Origin of the sequence: Nostoc sp. (assembly GCF_036917135.1) — a bacterium.
Classification (GTDB): domain Bacteria; phylum Cyanobacteriota; class Cyanobacteriia; order Cyanobacteriales; family Nostocaceae; genus Nostoc.
Window position 1 is genome coordinate 38,660 of record NZ_JBALEA010000053.1, and the last position, 19,367, is coordinate 58,026.

The window sequence follows — 19,367 nt, forward strand, 5'->3', positions numbered from 1 at the left end:
ATATTTTTTACCTGGCGATGTTCCTGTGACACCCCGTATCTATCTTAGGTTAAGATAAGTTACCAAATTGTTCTATCGTTTGATAGAAGTAAAAAAGAATACACTACTGTTAGTTTATGTAATAGCTGAATCAACTACAAGCTGGAAATAAAAACCATGAGCATCGAAAAAAGAGTAGAAGCTACTGCAAAAAATATTGAAGGGAAAATTCAAGAGGTTGTGGGTGAATTAACCGGTAATCCACAAGAGAAAGCTGAAGGACAAGCAAAGCAAGCTGAAGCCCAAGTTGCTCACACGGTCGAAAATATCAAAGACGAAGTTAAGAAAGTTGTAGACTAATTTGGCTTGTGCAGGGCAAATAGCAATACTAGCGATGATTTATTAGTAATATTCTAACATTAATTACTCCACTAACTTTGAGCAAGTGGAGTTTTTGTATTTGCGTAAAATTGTGGCAAATTGAAGGTTGATATTTAAACGCATAGGTGCTTCTCTACGAGACGCTACGCGTAGCTTCCACGTTCGCGTAGCGTCCCGCAGGGTAGGGGCGCAGAGGTACGCGCGTTCCAGTTGCCAGTGGAACTTTCAAACATACTCTAACCCCTAACCTATATCTGAATTATTTTGTAGAGTAGGTCATATCCACCAACCCCGATTGAGAAGGTGCAAGAGGTTAATACTCAATTGTAGCGTAAATAACCATTCTGGAATCTGTCACATTACACCGTAATTTTACCAAATTGGTCGATAAAGTGTTATAAAAAACATCTGAAAAATCGAGTTTAGGTAATTTCCGAATAATGAAGAGTTTACTGATTCCTGTTCAAAAGTTGCAACCAAGCGATCGCACCGCCATGTATGCACTACTGCAAAATCACTTTAAAGGTATAACCTGGGATGGATTTCAACTTGATCTAGAGCGTAAAAACTGGGTTTTGTTGTTGAGAGATGAAACATCCAACGCACTCAAAGGATTTTCAACTCTGATGTTATGCCAAAAAACTTTTTTGCGAGAAAAAATTAGTGTGGTATATTCCGGGGACACTATCGTTGATCCTAGTGCTTGGTCGAGTACAACACTACCACGTTGCTGGATTGCCGCTATCAATTTTCTGCGTCAACATTATGCAGAAAATAAACTTTACTGGCTGCTAATTTGCTCTGGTTTTCGCACTTATCGTTTTCTGCCTACCTTTTGGCAAGATTTCTACCCCCGTTATGATGTCACAACGCCTAACAATGTTAACAATCTAATGGGGAATTTGGCACAGGAATACTATGGTAGTTTATACCAAGAAGCAACTGGTATTATCCGGTTTCCGCATCCCCAAACTTTACGGGAAGGGTTAATTGAAATTCCATCAGGACGACAAACTAATCGCCATATCCAGTTTTTCCAGGAAAAAAACCCCGACTATCGATTAGGGGATGAATTGGTTTGTTTAACTGAAATTAACTATGACAATCTCACCCTTGCTGGAAAACGGATGTGGCAGTCAAAATCATTTTTAGAATCTGTGCAAGATTCTGTTCTTATTTAATTTCTCTTCATAGCAATTAAAGACAAATTTGAAAAATAAGGTATTTAATCAAAGCTAATAATCACTTTAACTACCTGTATTTATATATCAATTTTAGTGAACATTGATGATATTTTATGCATTCTACCAACCCACATTCAAACTTTAACAATCCAACGCAATTTGTAGAGGGATGGTACTGGGCATTACCATCGAGAAAATTAAAAGTTAGCAAGGTGAAAGCTGTAACCTTGCTGGGTAGAAATTTGGCAATTTATCGGGGAGTTAGTGGTGAAGTGGTGGTGGTGGATGCTTATTGTCCTCACATGGGCGCTCATTTAGCAGAAGGTAAGGTAGAAGGTGATGGGATTCGCTGCTTTTTTCATAATTGGAAGTATGACAGTCGCGGAATTTGTGTAGATGTTCCTTCTCTCGGAAAACCGCTACCTGTGTGTATTAAAACTTGGCATACGGCGGAAAAGTACGGCATTATTTGGGTTTGGGTGGGAGAAGAAAAACCGAGTTTGCTGCCTTTTGTACCAGAACTAGAACAGGCAGATTGTGATTATATATTGGGGACTCGCTTTGTCAAAAACTGCCATCCCAATGTCTTACTAATTAATGCGATTGATGCTCACCATTTCAATACAGTACACAATCTGCCCTTAGAGATTGTATTTGATTCTCAAGACCTCAACCCCAACGCTATTACCTTCAGCAACACTACACGGGGAGGGGATGGTTCCTGGTTAATTCGCCTGATTCGTCCTCTATATCGCAAGGAAGTTACTTATAGTATGTGTTACTGGTATGGCAGCACTGGCACTGTAACGCTAGGCCCGGATTTTCTGCACTTCTACATTATATTTACACTGCGAATGATCGAAGGTGGTAAAACTGAAGGGCAAACAATTCTTGTCACTCCCAAGCGTCCGAGATTTTGGGGATGGGTTTTGAATCGTGGTTTGTTATGGTTAACTCAACAAGTTGGTAATTACTTTGCAAAAGGGGATACACAGGTATTTAAAACAATTCAGTTTGATTTGAAGACTCCCACCAAAGCAGATGAATCTATTATGAAATTTATTCAGCACGTTAATCACCAGAAAGCCTTAACCTGGGGAAATTGGGACACTGTTGATTATCCAAATATTCAACCTCTATCAACACCTAACCCTGAATTCACATTACTTGAGCAGGAAAAAAATGGATTCAAAATATAATATTGTCGGTTTGGATCTACCGCACACTGATTCTCATGATCGTTTGCGACGGATATTAACAGCAGCATTATCCAATCAAAATAATTATGCTCCTTACCCACAATCAAATTATTGGGATGCTGATTTTTTCAACTTACATCAAGTTAAAGTTTTTCAAGAATCTAATATTAATGAACAATCTGCTATTCTGGAACTTGCCAACCGCAGTCTGTTAGAAGAATCTTATGTTATTGAGAAAGCAGGCGTTGGCTACATGGCAAAAATGGTATTGTTAGCAGAAACAGTTGAAGAACGAATGCTTTATGGACTGTTTACGGCTGATGAAGCTACCCACCTTCACCAAATTAGCCATTTTTTACCAGAAATTGAAGTAAATAGCACGAACGATCCGTTTTTGTGCTTACTATCAGAAGTAGTTGAAAGTGCAGATAAAACAGTTTTGTTGTTTGTGCTGCAAGTCGTTTTAGAAGGATGGGGTTTAAGTCATTATCGGCGTTTAGCGAAGGAATGCCGCTATCCAGTTTTAGCAGAACTTTTTTCTAGTTTTTTACAATCTGAATCCCGTCATCACGCTACGGGAACCACCTTGTTTAATCAAATTACTGTTTTAGCATTTAGTCAAACAACAATTCTCGATATATTGACACAGTTTTTGTTTATGGTACAGGTGGGGCCGCAAAGCGTGCTAGCAGCAGTTGAACAAGTAAAAGGACATCTGACGCGCTCGCAAAAAATCCAAATTTTAGAAGAACTAGATACACAGACTCATAGCGGTACGCGATTAAAAATATTGCGATCGCTCATGGGGGGAACATCAGCCCAGTCTATCCTGCAAAATTTAGAAGAACGCGGAGCCTTTGAATCACTCCCCGCCCATCAATGTGTGTAATAAATATCAATCTTATCTCTGCGTGAAATAAAAACGGATATGGAAAAAAATATTCATCGCAAATTACAAATTAACCACACCCGCAACAAACAGCAAGATCATACTGCTTTAATGGATGAAGCTGTCACCCAGTTTCGCTATGAGGATTGTCAAAATGAGTATTGGAATCCAGAGGAATTTTCCCTACTATACGGTACACCTTTATGGGAACAGTCCAGCCAACATCAGCGTATAATTTTAAACCAACTTTACTGGGTGGCTTATTACTCACAAATTGTTTCTGCGGAAATTGCAACTATCTTTTTCAATCAAACCAGTGCAGCCGGACTTTACGCTCAAGAGGATTTTCGCTTAATCTGCGATACATTAGATTTGGAATCCGCCCAAGAGCGATCGCACATTAACGCTTTCCGCACAATTGCCAAACAGGTTGAACAAGCGTTGTTTGGGGAACTTATCTTTACCTACCCCATGCGCGGCCCCTTTACAGAAACGATGGTTTATGCTGACACCAATGCCTTAAAAACTTGGTGGAAAAAAATTCAACTTCAATACTTTGGGCTAATTTCTGCGAATAATACTTTTTTGGCTTGTCAGTATTTCACAGTCAGGGGAGTACGGACACTAAACGGCAAGTTAGTACAGCATAAACTCAGCAATTATTATCAAAAACATCCCCATCCTGAAGCTGCTCCAATTCCTGCTAAAGTTTCCTATTATCACTTTATGGATGAAAGTTTTCACTTCAATAGTTCGACTATTATATCTCACGATGTTATCACTTGCCTGAAGCCACCGACTGCATTTGAGCGACTGGTTGCTAATTTAGGATTGCTGGGATGTCAGCGCGATCATTTACATTTTTCGGCGGCGATAAACGGGATTTTTTGGTACGATCCGGCGCTGTATAGTAAGATTTATCGGGTGTTGCGATCGCCTATTTTTGAGATGAGTGACAAGGATGCTAAAGAAATGATGCGGCGTTGTTTTACGGAAGAGTCGGAAGGATTACAACGCAGTTTTTCAACTCATCAGGAGGCGATGAAATCTTATCAGGTGTATGTTGAAAAACTCGATTATCTTTGGCAACGTAATCGAGATATGTCGCTGATGGCTACTAATTCTATTTCTCGATATTTGGCAACTCAGCAAAGGGCTTTTCAAGGTTTTGAACATCAAGATAATTTATTTTTACCTCACTCAGAGACGCAGCACTTCGACTACGCTCAGTGACCGGCGCAGAGAGGAATGGAAGAGTGTTATTTAGGTAAGATTGTTGCGTATTATGGCTGAATTATGTAATATCTCGTTTCCAGGAAGTGATTTTGTTACTATCACTCTGGAATGTCATGAAAATTTATCTGAGCATCTCATGATTCAGAATTCACCTGTTTTATTTGGTTGTCGGACTGGTATTTGTGGCACTTGTTTGGTTGAGGTTATGGGTGATATTCCTCCTCCTGAACGTGATGAACAGGAGATGCTGGAGACGTTAGCAGCTAATTATCCTCATGCGCGGTTAGCTTGTCAGCTTGATGTTACAGGTAATGTTGAGATTCGCAGGATTTAGATGGTGATTTAAAACAACTAAAATAACAAGTATGGATTTGTCAATTCGCAATTTACCCGAACCACTTCAGCTTATTTTTAACGATAATCAGCTTTCGCCATGTTCAGATTTGGAAATAATTCAATTTGAACAACAGCAAGGTATTACTCTGCCCAGTAATTACAAAGAATTTCTTAAGATAATGGGGCATGGTGCTGCTAAGTTTTTACGTGGTTCAGATTGCTTTTACCAGCATCTACCGCGAGTTCAAGAATGGGCTAAAGAACTTTTGGTAGAAAATGATTTTCCTGAAGCTTTGCCAGAGGATGCTTTTGTATTTTTCATGCACCAGGGTTATCAATTTAGCTTTCTCAGGCTTTCAGAAGGTGATAATCCACCAACTTACTCATATTGCGAAGGGCAGCAAGAGCCTTGTTTTGTTAAAAGTCATGATACGTTTAGTGACTTTCTAGCAGTGGAAATCGAGCTATATTTAAAATCTTCGATGTCTCTAACGAGTTAGATATTTGCCATATCAAATTGACAATCAGTTTTCCTCTTAACCAAGAGTGTTGTATTTGTACCCACTAAAAGCGAATTCAGAAAACTTATTTTACAGTAATGTTTAATGGAAGGATGAATTGGTTAAACTCAATTTAGAGACTTAGATAAAATCATGGAAACTGTAAATATCGAGCAAGCTGAAACGAATCTCTCACAGCTTTTGCTGCGGGTAGAGCATGGAGAAGAAATCATTATTTCTAACAGAGGCATTCCTGTTGCCAAATTGGTTCCGTTTCGCACCTCATCAAATCGCCGCGATAGTTTAGGACAGGATAAAGGGCGTTTTGTAGTGCCAGAGGACTTTAACACCCTTTTACTAGATGAGATGTTGGCAGCATTTGAGGGCGGTGAGGAGTGAAACTTTTGCTAGATACGCAGTATTGGTTATTGTGGTTTGTACTGAAAGGGTAAATTTGGTTGATAAGGTATAAAGTGTATAATAATTATCTAAAGTCATAAATTGCTTACGACTAGATAATAATCCCGTATTAATTCTTCATCATCACGCTCAAATTGTGTTGCCAACCACACTTGATCTATACTTGACGGTATCTCAATACTTTGTATTACTTGACTGAGAAAGTTGATTGAAAGATTTAAAACTTTTGTATGTGGCTCCAGAATTAAAATTCTCAGACAGTCACTATAGTTATCAAATTTTGGAGCCGAAGCTTTAAGAAGTTTTATTAACTGAGCCTCTATCATTGGCAATGAATCATTTAGTTGTTGATTATTGTAGAAGTGTGATGAAATTTTCAATCTAACACAGACACCGCAATCAATCGGGCTATCTTCTCGTTCTAAGTCCGATAGTTGAAAGAAACTCCAAGGGATCAGATCATCTGAATAAATTCCTTCTGAATTTTTAATCTCTTGTTTGTATTCAATAACTGTACTTGCTATTTCTTTTGCTAGTGCAATAATTTCTTTTTTGTTGGTTGGTATATCTACATCTTTAATCTGTAATTCATATAGATTATCAGAAAAAATATCAGCTACTTGTCTTAAAAAAGTATTGTGGAACTCATGCCAAAGTTGATGATCTCTAATGTAACTGGGAGGAAATGCAAAAACTTTACGCTCAATCACCATCTTTGCATCACCGTCGCAAAGTAGGATTTCTGGTTCTGGACTGGTACGATTATCGTTTTCGGGAAAAGATTTGAGGATGTAATTTGTATCGTGTTTGGAATTGTAAATATCAACAAATGTTTTGAGGTTTAACCACTCGTTTTTATTACTAGTTGGAAGACATGAAAACATTAGTAAAAAGTCATGTTCATTCATTAAGAAACCTCTTTTTATTAAAAATGAATTTGTATATTTTATAGCATAAAATTCTCTGTAAGTTGATCAGGCTACAAATTAAAATCGCCAAACTTTTCGCACAACCAAGTTTTAACCGACACACAGATATTTGCCTAAAACATTGCCATAATTTAAATACGATGTCGCTATACCAACTGCCGAAGGCATCGCTCTCAACACTCTCCACCACCCACCATGCAATTTGCAGATTTCTGGTACATTGTCGCACTCGGCGAACAGTTACAACCTAACAAGGTATTACCACGCACCGTTTTAGGAGAATGGTTAGCGATATTTCGCGGTGAAGATGGACAACCCGTAGCTTTGCGCGATCGCTGTTTACACCGCAATAGCCGTCTATCATCAGGTAAAATCTGTAACGGTGCTTTACAATGTCCCTATCATGGTTGGGTATATGACGCGGTTGGGAACTTGATTGCTGTTCCAGCCGAAGGAGATGACTTCAAACCTTCCCCACAGCGTCGAGCCAAGTGTTACGCTACCAAAGAACAGGATGGCTATGTTTATGTGCGGTTAGCCGATACCCCAAGTGTTGATCTTGAACCCTTTTCTATGCTTCACTACGAACAAACAGGATGGGAGACGGTGCGGGTAATTAACCGTTTTGCTAACAATGTTACTAATTGTGCGGAGAACTTTATTGATATTCCCCATACGGCTTTTGTTCATCCTGGGGTTTTCCGTACTTCCCGCCAACAAAAGTTAGAGATGACTGTTGAACGCTGGAATGGTTCGGTTTTGGTGGAGTATCGCAACGAAAACAGTAATTTGGGATGGTACAGCCGTTTTCTGAATTTGCAGAGTGCAGAGATTAAACATAGCGATCGCTTTTATATGCCAAATATTACCTCTGTAGAGTATAAAATAGCACATAATCGTCATTTGTTCATTACCAGTCAATCTATTCCAGAAACTGATAATTCAACCCTGGTTTACACCGATGTCACCTATAACTATGGTATTTGGAATAAATTAGCACGTCCCTTTGTGCGGTGGACTGCTCAACACATTATCCGCCAAGACGTGGAAATTTTGGGTATTCAGGGGGAAGCGATCGCTAAATACGGGACACAATTTTATAATACGCCTGCGGACACAATTCATATATTTGTAGAGTCAATTATGGCAGCTATATCTCGTGGAGAAGATCCGCGTTTATTGCCAAATCAATCAGTAAAAGTTACATTTTGGGTTTAAGAGGTTGTTTGAAAAGTATTTAGCTGTGATTTTAGGCACTTGTTGATCCCCCCTAACCCCCCTTTTTAAGGGGGGAACTGGAATCAAAGTCCCCCTTTTTAAGGGGGATTTAGGGGGATCTAAAACGTTTTGCTACTAAGAAAAGGACTTTTCAAACATCCTCAAAGAATAATTTGTAATTAATCAATATCTGTGTGAGCAGTCAAAAGTGGAAATACAAAACTTTTCACAACTACTAATTTTTGGTTCTTTTATCGGATTATTTGGTTGGACTATTATCAACCAGGTTGGACGAACTCAACTTAAAGTTAAAACTCGTGAAGATTGGCTAATAGATGCTACAGGATTAACGATTCAAGGAATTTTGATTCCTTTACTACAAGCTACTTTAGTTTATTGGCTTTATCAACATTTATTACCCACTCAACAAGGATATTTAAAAGTATCAGTAGTTCCGGCTTTTATTATCAGTTTTGTTGTAGTTGATTATTTATATTATTGGAATCATCGTTTATTACATACTAAAATTTTGTGGAAGGTTCATCAAGTCCATCATACTGTGACTCAGATGGATGTATTAGGAACTTCTCGCAACACACTTTGGACAAGTTTGTTCATTATTTATTTATGGATACACACTTTGTTTTTGTATTTGTTAGCCGATCCAACAGGTTATTTACTTGGAGTAAGTCTAACTTCTGCCTTAGATTTATGGCGGCATAGCAGTTTGATAATTCCTGCAAATACCAGGCTTTATCAATTTTTATCTCCTTGGTTAATCTTACCACAGGATCATGCTTGGCATCATTGCCGGGAAATACATAATTATAACTATGGGGCTAATCTGAAAATTTGGGATAAGTTACATGGAACATATTATGAAAGCAAACAATTGCCATCTATAATCGGAATTCCTAGCTCATTAAACTTGTTCCAAAAACTTTTCTTCCCATTTTCATGACAGTTATAAGTAAAATTCTTTCGTTTTTTCCCAGTCTTATATTATTGCTAACTGGGGCAGCAATAGTCTACCTCGCCTATTCACCCAACATCTTCAGCATTCTAACGGTGTTCCTTTCTATTTATGGGCTACCAGTGCTAGTTTACCGCTTGCATGAATGGGTTTATCCTGTGCGCGAGGGTGTTAGTTATCTACAAGGTAAAGAATATAGTCCCTGGTGGGGTAGTCATCAAATCCAGGTAATTTATATTGCAATTCCGGTGTTGGAAGCAGTGCTGCGACTGATTCCGGGGGTGTTTTCGTGTTGGTTGCGATTGTGGGGTGCTAAAGTGGGGCGAGATGTATACTGGACAACAAGATTGGAGATTGCCGATCGCAGTTTATTAGAAATTGGCGATCGCGTCGTTATCGGGCATGGTGTCGGTATCTATTCTCACATCATTAAACCCCGCAAGCAAAATTTAATGTTATATGTCAAAAAAGTCAAGATTGGCAGCAATGTCTTTGTGGGGGCTGGATCTAATCTTGCTGCCGGTGTAGTCATTGCTGATGGTTCTTATTTACCAGCAGTCAGTAACCTTTATCCTAATCAAAAGGTGCAATAATGCGTCCGATTATTCAGCTTTTTGGGCAAATCCTCGCACCAACGGCGAGGCAATTTCATCAAGCTTTGGATAACCCAGAGTTAATGCAGACATCTGTACAAAGGGAAATTTGCGATCGCTTAATCAAGAGTGAGTATGGCAAAACTTTGGGAATTCATTCTCTAGACGATTGGCAGCGTGTACCAATTGTAGATTATGATGCACTCGAACCCTGGTTAAATCAGAAACAGCAGCAAATTTCCCTCACTCCTGAACCCATTTTGTTTTATGAAAAAACCTCTGGTAGTAGTGGGGCGGTGAAATTGATTCCTTATACTCAATCTTTGCGGCGATCGTTTAATCAAATGTTCTGTGTCTGGGCGCATGATTTGATTGTAAATGGCCCGAAATTTTCCACAGGCAAGATTTATGCTTGTATCTCGCCGCAGTTAAATGTAGCTGATAGCCCAACTTTACAAGATGATTTAGATTATTTAGATGGCTGGTTGCGTTGGTTTTTGCTTCCTTGGTTGGTGATGCCAAATAAACTTAATCGCCTGCATGACGCGAATTTGTTTAAACATCAACTGGCTTTGGCATTAGTAGAGGCTGAGAAATTAGAAATTATTTCTATTTGGAGTCCTAGTTTTCTGCAAGTACATTTAAAATATATTCAAGAAAATCAGGATTTATTGCGAACAGAATTACACAACCGAATTTCACATCATCGGCTGCAACTCCTCAGCGAAAGTAATATTCCCTGGATGGAACTCTGGCCAAATTTGAAGCTGATTTCTTGCTGGGATAGCGCCAATGCAGCAGATCAAGCGCAAGGATTAAGATTAAAATTTCCAGGCGTATTAATTCAAGGCAAAGGACTACTAGCAACCGAAGCCCCAATAACGATTCCGTTGATTGTCGCTGGGGGATGTGTGCCAGTTCTGGATGAAGTTTTTTTTGAGTTCGAGGACGATACTGGTTCCCTGTCTGGTTTGCATGAACTCAACATTGGCAAGGAATACACGATTATTTTATCGCAGAAAGGGGGTTTGTATCGTTATCGAATAGGCGATCGCATCCGGGTAACTCATTACTATCGCCACACTCCCTGTTTAGAGTTTCTCGGACGACATCAAGCCGTTAGCGATTTGGTGGGTGAAAAGTTGCAAGAAACCTTTGTCAATAATGCTCTGATTCTGTTGAACTTACAAGAAACTAATTTTAAAAGTTTGATGCCTATTGCCGATCCTCCGCACTATCTTTTATTACTAGATTCGGCAAAAGAAACCCCAGAAATTATCGCTCAACAACTAGATCAGGCTTTATCAGCATCATATCATTACAAGAGAGCGCGATCGCTCGGTCAACTTGCACCACCACAGGTTTTAATCTCTAGTCAAATTCCTGAAGTTTTAGTTTCCGATCGTATCCGCACTGGAAGTATTTGGGGAGGTATTAAGCATCCAATTCTGGCAACATCACCCATTAGCACTGAACTTTTACAAGAATTGAAGTTGGAAATTGCCCAGAAATAACTAGAGGGACAACAATATAGCGCAATACAGTTCAGAATGAGCAACAAAGCACTTGTAGAGACGGCGATTTATCGCGTCTCGAAAACCCAAAATTGTTGCCAGTAGCCCTTAACCCAAGCGTATTGCAATATAGCGGTTCTCAATTGCCTTCCCTTGTAGGGAAGGGGGGTAAGATTCAAAGCCTCTCTCCTAAAAGGAGAGAGGTTTGGAGAGAGGTCAAAGTGTATTGCACCCAAACGAGAAGCGCTATATTTACAGTCATTGCAAGTTGCTACAGTTACCAAAACTGCAACGGTGATCAAATTCCAGCTTGCTCAAGACTATTCTAGATAAACAGTGCAGAATTCCCAGTGCTGTTATAGCGTTTCACTTTAATTCTGATAGGACTTACAACCCTCTCAAACTCTCATTTCTCCGTGACCTCTGCGTCCTCTGTGGTTCGTTTTCCGTTACCTTTGAACTCCTATCTGATACACAAATTTAATACGAGGATTTAGCTATGTCTTACCCGATTCCGTCCAAAATGTGGCAGCGAGTCAGTGTTGCAACATTGTTGTTATTGATACCTTCAGCAGGAATTGCAATTTTACGTCAGTCTGCTACCGTTGCGGTTCCAACCAATCAGACTCCTCCCAGTTCAACCTCTATTCTACCCAATAACCCTGACTACCAAGCACTCCAGGCATTAGTACAACAGTATAGTTGTGTCGTCCCCGTCCAAAACTTTGGCACTCTTCCTGTAACCCGGACTGAATTTGCCGCAGTCTTAAATGCTTGTGTGAATCGGAGCAATGAGCTAATAGCGACTGACCCCAAGATTGTTACCCAAGCAGATATGAAAACCCTGCAACGCTTGCAGTCAGAATTTGCACCAGAGTTAGCAAGCTTAAAAAGTTCCATAGATGAATTGCAAGCTCCTAATCAAAATACCAGAGAAGGTACTCAAGCCGAGGCTACCCGAAAAACTCAACCCTTATCCACACTGATAGCCCCACTTCCTAGTATTCCGTCATCTGTACAGGATCAAGTTGCTAACCGCCCCGCAAGCCTTAAACTCCGAGCTGGTGGTAGTGTTGGAAGGTTTGCCCCCCAACCTCAAACAGATAGCAAATTTAATACAGAAAACTACAACCGAATTGACGATAATCCCTTTCATCGCGTCAGTAATGACCCCCTTTCCACCTTTTCTATTGATGTCGATACAGCATCCTACAGCAACGTGCGACGGTTTATTACTCAAGGTGAATTACCACCCAAGGATGCAGTGCGAATTGAGGAAATGATTAATTATTTTACCTATAATTATCCTCAACCAAAAAGCGACTCAGGGCAGAGCGATCGCCCTTTTTCTGTCACCACTGAAGTTGCTGCTGCTCCCTGGAATCCTCAACATCAACTAGTACAGGTGGGCTTGCAAGGTAAACGCCTCGAAAGTGAAACCTTACCACCCAGCAACTTAGTATTTCTGATTGATGTCTCCGGTTCTATGGATGAACCCAACAAATTACCCTTGGTGCAACAGTCTCTTAAGTTGCTGGTAAATAAACTGCGTCCTGAAGATCGGGTAAGTTTGGTAGTCTACGCGGGGAATGCTGGATTGGTGTTACCTGCTACTCCTGGTAGTCAGAAATCAAAAATTCTGGCAGCCATTGACCGCTTGCAAGCTGGAGGCTCCACTGCTGGCGGACAGGGCATTGAACTGGCTTACAAGATAGCCAAACAAAACTTCCTCAAGTCTGGTAATAATAGAGTGATTTTAGCTACCGATGGAGATTTTAACGTCGGGGTTTCCAGTGATGCCGACCTGACGCGATTAATTGAACAGAAGCGAGATCAGGGAATCTTCCTAACGGTGCTGGGATTTGGCACCGGCAATTATAAGGACGGGAAAATGGAGCAATTGGCTGATAAGGGTAATGGCAACTACGCTTACATCGATACTCTATTGGAAGCCAAAAAAGTTTTAGTTAATGATTTAAGGGGAACTCTGTTTACGATCGCTAAGGATGTGAAAATTCAGGTAGAATTTAATCTGGCGAAAGTCCAGGCATATCGCTTGATTGGCTACGAAAACCGCCTGTTGCAAAACCAGGATTTTAATGATGACAAGAAAGATGCAGGGGATATTGGGGCTGGTCATTCTGTCACCGCGCTTTATGAAATCATTCCCGCTAGCATCAAGAGCGATGTAAAACTGCCGGAGGTAGACCCCTTGCGGTATCAGCGTTCTGGTGAAACTGCTATGAATGCTGCCGGCAATGAGTTGATGCAGGTTAAACTACGCTATAAATTGCCTCAAGATAGCACCAGTCAATTAATTACCCAAACTATCCAAGATGATGATTTGAGAAGCGACCAAATACCCTCTACAAATCTGAGATTTGCTGCTGCGGTGGCAACTTTTGGGATGCTGCTGCGTGATTCTGAGTATAAGGGGAATGCTAATTATGATTTGGTGATGAATTTGGCAACTCAAGGGAAAGGAGAAGATCAGGAAGGCTATCGGGGTGAGTTTATTCGCTTAGTAGAGCAATCTAGGCGATTGATTGCGAAAACGGGGAGTAGAGAGTAGGGAGTATGACATTGATCACACAATTCTCTTGACTTGCACCTTTGTTGCATTGCCTTGCACCTTTGTTGCATTGCTTTGCATCTTTGTTGCATTGCTTTGCATTTTTGTTGCATTGCCTTGCACCTTTGTTGCATTGCCTTGCATCTTTGTTGCATCGACTTGCATCTTTGTTGCATTGCTTTGCACCTTTGTTGCATCGACTTGCAAAAGTTAATCCATTTTAGGTTACAACCCACACCAAAAAAAATACTCAACTATTTCTTGTGGGGTGGGTGTCTCACCCGCCCACAGCTAAAGGCGGGCAAGATGCCCACCCCACAAGATTGGATAATTTATTTGTTGAAAGTTTCTTACGGTTGAATGCGAAGTGTTAACAGCACTGTACTGGTGAGGGACTCGGAGGGTAGCCAAGCTAAAAGCGATCGCTTAATTAATTCAATCACTATCTGTTCCTTCAGCGATGAAGCTTGTTCATCCAGCACTAACTGTTTCACCCGTCCCTGGCTAACCTGGAATTCAAACACCAAATCACCACCGAAACCTCTAGGGAGTTGAATTGCTTGCAAATATTGAGTCAGCAAAGAAATCATCTGCTGATCCAATCCCGTTACGCTCACAACTTGTAAATGAGGGACAGTAGATTCTTTTAAGAGGCTATCAAGATTAACAAAATCATCAACCTCTGCAAATCCAATTTCCGGCTCCGGTATTGCAATATCGCGTTCCATTGCCAATGACTCCATCTCTTCAAACCGTGCCATCGATTTTGCTGGAGCAGGTGCAGACATTGGGGCTGGTGGCAGTGGTGCAGATTGTTTCTTGGCTTCCCGTCTGCGGCTTACCATTCCACCCCCAGGAGCAGCGCTAGCGCTAACGTTGCCAAAGATACCCTCATGGCTAATAGCTTCAGGTATTTCCACAGGTACTTGCATAGATACATAATCCTCGTTGGGATTGACTCTGACATCATCACTAACGGCAACAAAAGCGGTATATTGCGATAATAGTTGATAAGTCAGAGCCGTATCTGTCACTGCTTCCACACCTCCCTTTGTGTCACCACTCACCATTTGATTCATTAAATCTTTGATGCGAGAACGTCCCCAAAGTTGAGCAATAGCCGGATTACCTGTTTGTGTAAAATTCAGATGAAAACTGTGCTGATAACGCCTACCACCCGCAGCAATGCCAGTGATGTGCAACTTTCCAGAATGCGCGTCTGGCTTGCGTCCAAATAACACTAAGGGTTGCTCTGCAAATAAATCTGCTGGTGTAGAAGGATACATGATTGGAGATTCCCCATCACCTTCCCATTGCAATTGGATATTGGCGAGGACTGGATTATTGATTTGGCAAAAGAATTTTTCTACCACCTTATCTACAGGTTCATCGTGGCGAATAATATGAGCAATACCTCGTCCTAATTCTGCAATGCGATTGAGTAAGAAGCGATTCACCGAACTACCTGCACCAAAGCTATGAAGGCGGGTTCCTGGTTGGAGACGCTGTTTAACTTCTGCTAAAATTTGGTTTTCGTTGCCGATATAGCCATCAGTTAGTAAAACAATATTTTGCAAGCGTCCCGAATTTGTAGCTTTTAAGTTTAAAACGGTGCGAATACCGCCTAACATCTCTGTTCCCCCACCAGCATTTAACCGATTGATATAGTTGATTGCTAATGAGCGATTTTGGGAAGTATTGGCGAGGGGAACAGGTGAAAGTTGCTGTGTGGTATCGGAAAAATCAATAATCCTAAAGGTGTCATCGGGGTTGAGTCCATTGATAAAACGGCGCATCAATTCTTGACATTGCATCAGTGGTTCGCCACTTTGAGAACCGGAAGAGTCGATGAGAAACACCATATCTTTGGCGACAATCTCATCAGGACGGTACTCAAGGGCGGGAATCAGGTATAGTGCAAAGTGTCCACCCCGTTCATCAGCTTGGGTAAGCGTAGTTGTTTGGATGTTATTACCGCCGACTTGGTAGCGTAAAATTAGGTCTTTGTTGGGTATAGTGTCTCCACCACCTAATTTGACATCAACTAACTGTCCTTCGCGGATGATTTGGATTTGGTGAGAGGGTGAGTTGATATCCTGAATCTCAACGCCAGCATTAATTTCGATGCTGACATTAATATCATGACTTGAGCGCATCCCCGACGGTAAAATAGGAGCATTCAAGCGGGAAGCATCTGGAACTAAATCAGTATCTTGATTTGAAGTCATGGGTGCAATGGCTGAACCACCCCCGACTGCATTTTCTGCGATGGTGATTCCGGGAATGTAACGGGGGCCAACAACCATCGGGAAGATAAACTCGTAATTTCCACCTTCAAATTTTAGGCGATCGCTGTAGCGAATAATCACATCAATTTGTTCACCTGGTTTGATGTTCGCCAGGGATTGAGTAAAAATATTGTCCCGTTCTTGTTCGAGGAGTCCGGCTGTTTGTCCTTGTTTTCTGGCTTGTTCGTAAATGGCTACAGCTTCCTGACGTTTTTTGATGCTGCCTTGAATGGTGCGATCGCCTATACGAATCAGCATATCATCAACGGCGGCTTCATCGGGTAAGGGGAAGATATAAACGGCTTCTAGGGTGGTGGTAAAAGGATTTTCAAAGCTTTGGGTAACTTCCACCCGTGAGATGTTACCATCGATTTTGGCTTTTACTTCAGTGTGTTTGAGGGGAAAGGCAATCTGTTGGCTGGAGTTTTGCAGATATAAGCCACTGGGTTGTTGTTCTAAGGTTTGAGTCATAATCTTTACCTGGCGCTTTTGTTTGCTGTCTCTAGCGTAGGCGGGTTTTTCTGGGAGATATGCTCAGTTTTATGCTCAGTTGATGCTCAGTGATCGCTTGAGAGCAATCAATTTTTAAGTTTCAATTTTTGATTAGGAGTATTATTTATAAAGTTTCAGGATAATAAATTGCTAAACCTCTTAATATGCCAGTGTAAAGATCCTGCAAAAGTATATGTCAAGCAATGAGCATTAAGTAGCTGCTAAACTACACAAATACTTACTTTGTATTTCAGCTGTCCTTGTATGTACACCTACAAACTAACCCACATCCTATTCAACGACGGCTTAAAAATTATACCGGGAAACATCACCGTCATCATTGGCCCTAATAACGCTGGAAAGAGCCGTGTTTTGAAGGATATTGCTTGGAAAACCACACAAGACAAACATTCCCAAGGAATTGTTGTTACTGATGTTGAGTGGACATATCCCTGTAGCTTACAAGAAATACGCGACACGTACAATGTAGAGCGATATCGAGATGAAAATGGTAACTGGATGTTCCGTACATTAGCCCCTGAATTGGATCAGGAACATAATATCGGTGGCGGTGGAGAGTGGCCTAGCTGGTACGAAGGGAATTTTCAGTATTTAATAGAAAACAAGCTCCAGTTTGTTCAGTATTTTGGCAGGTCTATGGTTGCATTTCTCACTACAGAAAACCGTCTTCAGTTAGTAAAAGAGTCTGCTAGTGCAAATCATGAGAGGCAAGAAGCTACCCTGTTGCAAGCTCTTTACAATGCAGAGACTTCTGATACTCCTGTAGAAAATGATATACAAAAATTAGTAAAACGTGCTTTTGGAAAAGAGATAAAGTTAGACTTTACTGTACTCCAGAAGTTACTTCTTCGGGTCGGCGATAGCTTTAGTGGAATCCCTTTAGATCCCAGACATGCTAAACAACGTATGAGTCAGTATGACAAGTTGGATGATCACGGTGATGGAATCAGGAGTTTTGTAGGAATTCTGACTGCGTTCCTAACAATTAAGCGAAATGTATTCCTCATTGATGAACCAGAGGCTTTTCTTCATCCGCCTCAAGCTTTTCGGATAGGTGAGTTCCTCGCAGAACAAGCCAATAGTTCTCGCCAAATTATTTTGGCTACACATAGTACTGATTTGCTGCGAGGTATTTTAAGCAAGACAACTGATGTCACTATTCTCCGGATTGATCGGAAGAATGAAACTAACTCTTTCCATTTACTTGAGCCAAATCACCTACAGGAATTGGTAAATGATCCCTTGCTGAGTTCGGCTCGTGTTCTTGATGGACTTTTCTATCCTGGTGTAGTTGTAGTGGAGGCTGACAGTGATGCACGTTTTTACCAAATAGCCTGCAATAAAATTAGAAATGACATCGATTTTCATTTCGTCAATGCAGATAACAAGCAGACTGTTTCACGAATCACTCAAACGTATAGAAAGATGGGAGTGCGTTGTGCAGGAATTGTCGATTTTGATGTTTTAAATAGTCAGGCTGAATTTGAAAAGCATTTAGGATGTTTGGACTTAAGTCAAGATAAAATAGCTCATTTATTATCTATCCGTAAAAATATTGCAGAGGCAGCGAGAGAGATTCCTGCTGATGAGAGATTGGAGAATATCAAAAACCAAATAACAACATTATTAAGCTCTATTCATGAGACACAAGACCAATCATTAGCTGCGAAAGAAAAATTATTGAGGCAAATTGAAAGCCGAGCCAACGATATTGCAAATTCCACAAAAAGTTGGAAAGAATTTAAAGAGAAAGGTCGTGTAGCTTTATCAGCAGAGCTACAATCTCAGTTTGACATTTTATGGGAAACTTGCGCCCAAAAAGGACTATTTCTCAACCCGTGTGGTGAGTTAGAGTCAATGCTAGTACAACAGGGTATTGCATATACAACGGACAAAAAAGGATGGATCACAAGAGCGTTGCAACTACTACCTAGATTGGAAGTTAATGACAATGAATATCCTTGGCGATTTGTCAAAGCAATCCAAAAGCATCTTGTGGGTGTAAATCAATAGATGGCACAAATACATTTATCACTAAATTTTTTAAGTGATGAATATACTCGTCAGACAAAATTAGCATTGCTCTAAGAGCTAGTTGATGCCGATTTTAGCAGGTAATCGCCCTTGCAATTTTTCAAGAACATGGATAAAAAACATAGTGGAAAACAACATGAATCTAAAAGATATCAAAGAAAAATTATTCCCTGTCATAAAAGTAATATCAATAGTAGCGATTGCAACTGCAATAGGCTTAGAAATATGGAATATTCAAGCATTAACAACTAACAATCATCTACCTATTATCTTAAATCCAATTTTGATAATTGCTCACTTTGCATTATCGGCTCATTTCATTGAAGGAATAATTGCCGCTTTTTATGCACCTGCGAAAAATCAAAAGCCAATCCAATATGGAATTTATACTTTTTTTGTGGGTACAATTGGTTTATTAGAATTGTTTGAAAATCATTCCCAGATCCCCGACTTCTTAAAGAAGTCGGGGATCTAAACCATAGAGGATGTTTGTAAAGTCGTAGAATATACTAAAGACCCCTCTCCAAACCTCTCCCCGAAACGGAGAGAGGCTTTGAAACCCCCATTCCCTTGTAGGGAAGGCTTGCTCGGGGGGTTAGATTTCTGAGG

General features: G+C 40.5%; 18 protein-coding genes. 15 read left to right on the forward strand and 3 right to left on the reverse strand.

The window, feature by feature from the left end; genetic code table 11:
• Nucleotides 1–156: 156 nt before the first annotated feature.
• The 8 genes from V7K50_RS15450 (at nt 157) to V7K50_RS15485 (ending at nt 6,103) form a co-directional block, all read left to right on the forward strand.
• Entirely contained in the window at nt 157–339 is a 183-nt protein-coding gene (locus V7K50_RS15450; protein ID WP_334961413.1) for a CsbD family protein, read from the forward strand.
• A 461-nt stretch (nt 340–800) separates the two neighbouring features.
• Nucleotides 801–1,541, forward strand: a complete 741-nt coding sequence (locus V7K50_RS15455) for a hypothetical protein (protein WP_334961415.1) — start codon at nt 801–803, stop codon at nt 1,539–1,541.
• Between the two features lie 116 nt (nt 1,542–1,657).
• A complete protein-coding gene (locus tag V7K50_RS15460) occupies nt 1,658–2,743 on the forward strand; it encodes an aromatic ring-hydroxylating dioxygenase subunit alpha (protein WP_334961417.1) in 1,086 nt (361 codons plus the stop codon).
• Nucleotides 2,727–3,632, forward strand: coding sequence for a ferritin-like domain-containing protein (locus V7K50_RS15465; protein WP_334961419.1), 906 nt, complete (start codon nt 2,727–2,729; stop codon nt 3,630–3,632). Before V7K50_RS15460 ends, V7K50_RS15465 begins: the two co-directional genes overlap by 17 nt.
• Before the next feature lie 39 nt (nt 3,633–3,671).
• Nucleotides 3,672–4,865 (forward strand): P-aminobenzoate N-oxygenase AurF, encoded by a 1,194-nt coding sequence (locus tag V7K50_RS15470; RefSeq protein ID WP_334961421.1) that lies wholly within the window; start codon nt 3,672–3,674, stop codon nt 4,863–4,865.
• A 52-nt stretch (nt 4,866–4,917) separates the two neighbouring features.
• Nucleotides 4,918–5,202 carry a 2Fe-2S iron-sulfur cluster-binding protein gene (locus V7K50_RS15475; RefSeq protein WP_334961423.1) on the forward strand — a complete coding sequence of 95 codons (285 nt, stop codon included), beginning with the start codon at nt 4,918–4,920 and terminating at the stop codon, nt 5,200–5,202.
• Nucleotides 5,203–5,233: 31 nt separating this feature from the next.
• Nucleotides 5,234–5,704 (forward strand): SMI1/KNR4 family protein, encoded by a 471-nt coding sequence (locus V7K50_RS15480; RefSeq protein WP_334961425.1) that lies wholly within the window; start codon nt 5,234–5,236, stop codon nt 5,702–5,704.
• A 153-nt stretch (nt 5,705–5,857) separates the two neighbouring features.
• Entirely contained in the window at nt 5,858–6,103 is a 246-nt protein-coding gene (locus V7K50_RS15485; RefSeq protein ID WP_334961427.1) for a type II toxin-antitoxin system Phd/YefM family antitoxin, read from the forward strand.
• A gap of 95 nt (nt 6,104–6,198) precedes the next feature.
• Here the strand turns inward: V7K50_RS15485 and V7K50_RS15490 are convergent, their stop codons facing one another.
• Nucleotides 6,199–7,032, reverse strand: a complete 834-nt coding sequence (locus V7K50_RS15490; protein WP_334961429.1) for a hypothetical protein — start codon at nt 7,030–7,032, stop codon at nt 6,199–6,201.
• Between the two features lie 216 nt (nt 7,033–7,248).
• On the opposite strand from V7K50_RS15490, the gene V7K50_RS15495 reads away from it, so the two are divergent.
• From V7K50_RS15495 to V7K50_RS15515, 5 genes are all read left to right on the forward strand, one after another.
• Nucleotides 7,249–8,271 carry an aromatic ring-hydroxylating dioxygenase subunit alpha gene (locus V7K50_RS15495; protein WP_334961430.1) on the forward strand — a complete coding sequence of 341 codons (1,023 nt, stop codon included), beginning with the start codon at nt 7,249–7,251 and terminating at the stop codon, nt 8,269–8,271.
• 208 nt (nt 8,272–8,479) lie between these two features.
• Nucleotides 8,480–9,232, forward strand: coding sequence for a sterol desaturase family protein (locus V7K50_RS15500; RefSeq protein WP_334961432.1), 753 nt, complete (start codon nt 8,480–8,482; stop codon nt 9,230–9,232).
• Nucleotides 9,229–9,837 (forward strand): acyl transferase, encoded by a 609-nt coding sequence (locus V7K50_RS15505; RefSeq protein ID WP_334961434.1) that lies wholly within the window; start codon nt 9,229–9,231, stop codon nt 9,835–9,837. The genes V7K50_RS15500 and V7K50_RS15505 overlap by 4 nt, the downstream gene beginning before the upstream one ends.
• Entirely contained in the window at nt 9,837–11,351 is a 1,515-nt protein-coding gene (locus V7K50_RS15510; RefSeq protein ID WP_334961436.1) for a GH3 family domain-containing protein, read from the forward strand. The genes V7K50_RS15505 and V7K50_RS15510 overlap by 1 nt, the downstream gene beginning before the upstream one ends.
• Before the next feature lie 499 nt (nt 11,352–11,850).
• Nucleotides 11,851–13,923, forward strand: a complete 2,073-nt coding sequence (locus V7K50_RS15515; RefSeq protein ID WP_334961438.1) for a vWA domain-containing protein — start codon at nt 11,851–11,853, stop codon at nt 13,921–13,923.
• Nucleotides 13,924–13,938: 15 nt separating this feature from the next.
• Here the strand turns inward: V7K50_RS15515 and V7K50_RS15520 are convergent, their stop codons facing one another.
• Complete coding sequence (locus V7K50_RS15520) at nt 13,939–14,130, reverse strand: hypothetical protein (RefSeq protein WP_334961440.1); 192 nt, start codon at nt 14,128–14,130, stop codon at nt 13,939–13,941.
• Nucleotides 14,131–14,273: 143 nt separating this feature from the next.
• Nucleotides 14,274–16,682 (reverse strand): VIT domain-containing protein, encoded by a 2,409-nt coding sequence (locus tag V7K50_RS15525; protein ID WP_334961442.1) that lies wholly within the window; start codon nt 16,680–16,682, stop codon nt 14,274–14,276.
• A 285-nt stretch (nt 16,683–16,967) separates the two neighbouring features.
• Here V7K50_RS15525 and V7K50_RS15530 point away from each other — a divergent pair, with 285 nt between their 5' ends.
• Both V7K50_RS15530 and V7K50_RS15535 read left to right on the forward strand, forming a co-directional pair.
• Complete coding sequence (locus V7K50_RS15530) at nt 16,968–18,737, forward strand: ATP-dependent nuclease (protein ID WP_334961444.1); 1,770 nt, start codon at nt 16,968–16,970, stop codon at nt 18,735–18,737.
• Nucleotides 18,738–18,894: 157 nt separating this feature from the next.
• Complete coding sequence (locus V7K50_RS15535) at nt 18,895–19,233, forward strand: hypothetical protein (protein WP_334961506.1); 339 nt, start codon at nt 18,895–18,897, stop codon at nt 19,231–19,233.
• Nucleotides 19,234–19,367 lie beyond the last annotated feature (134 nt).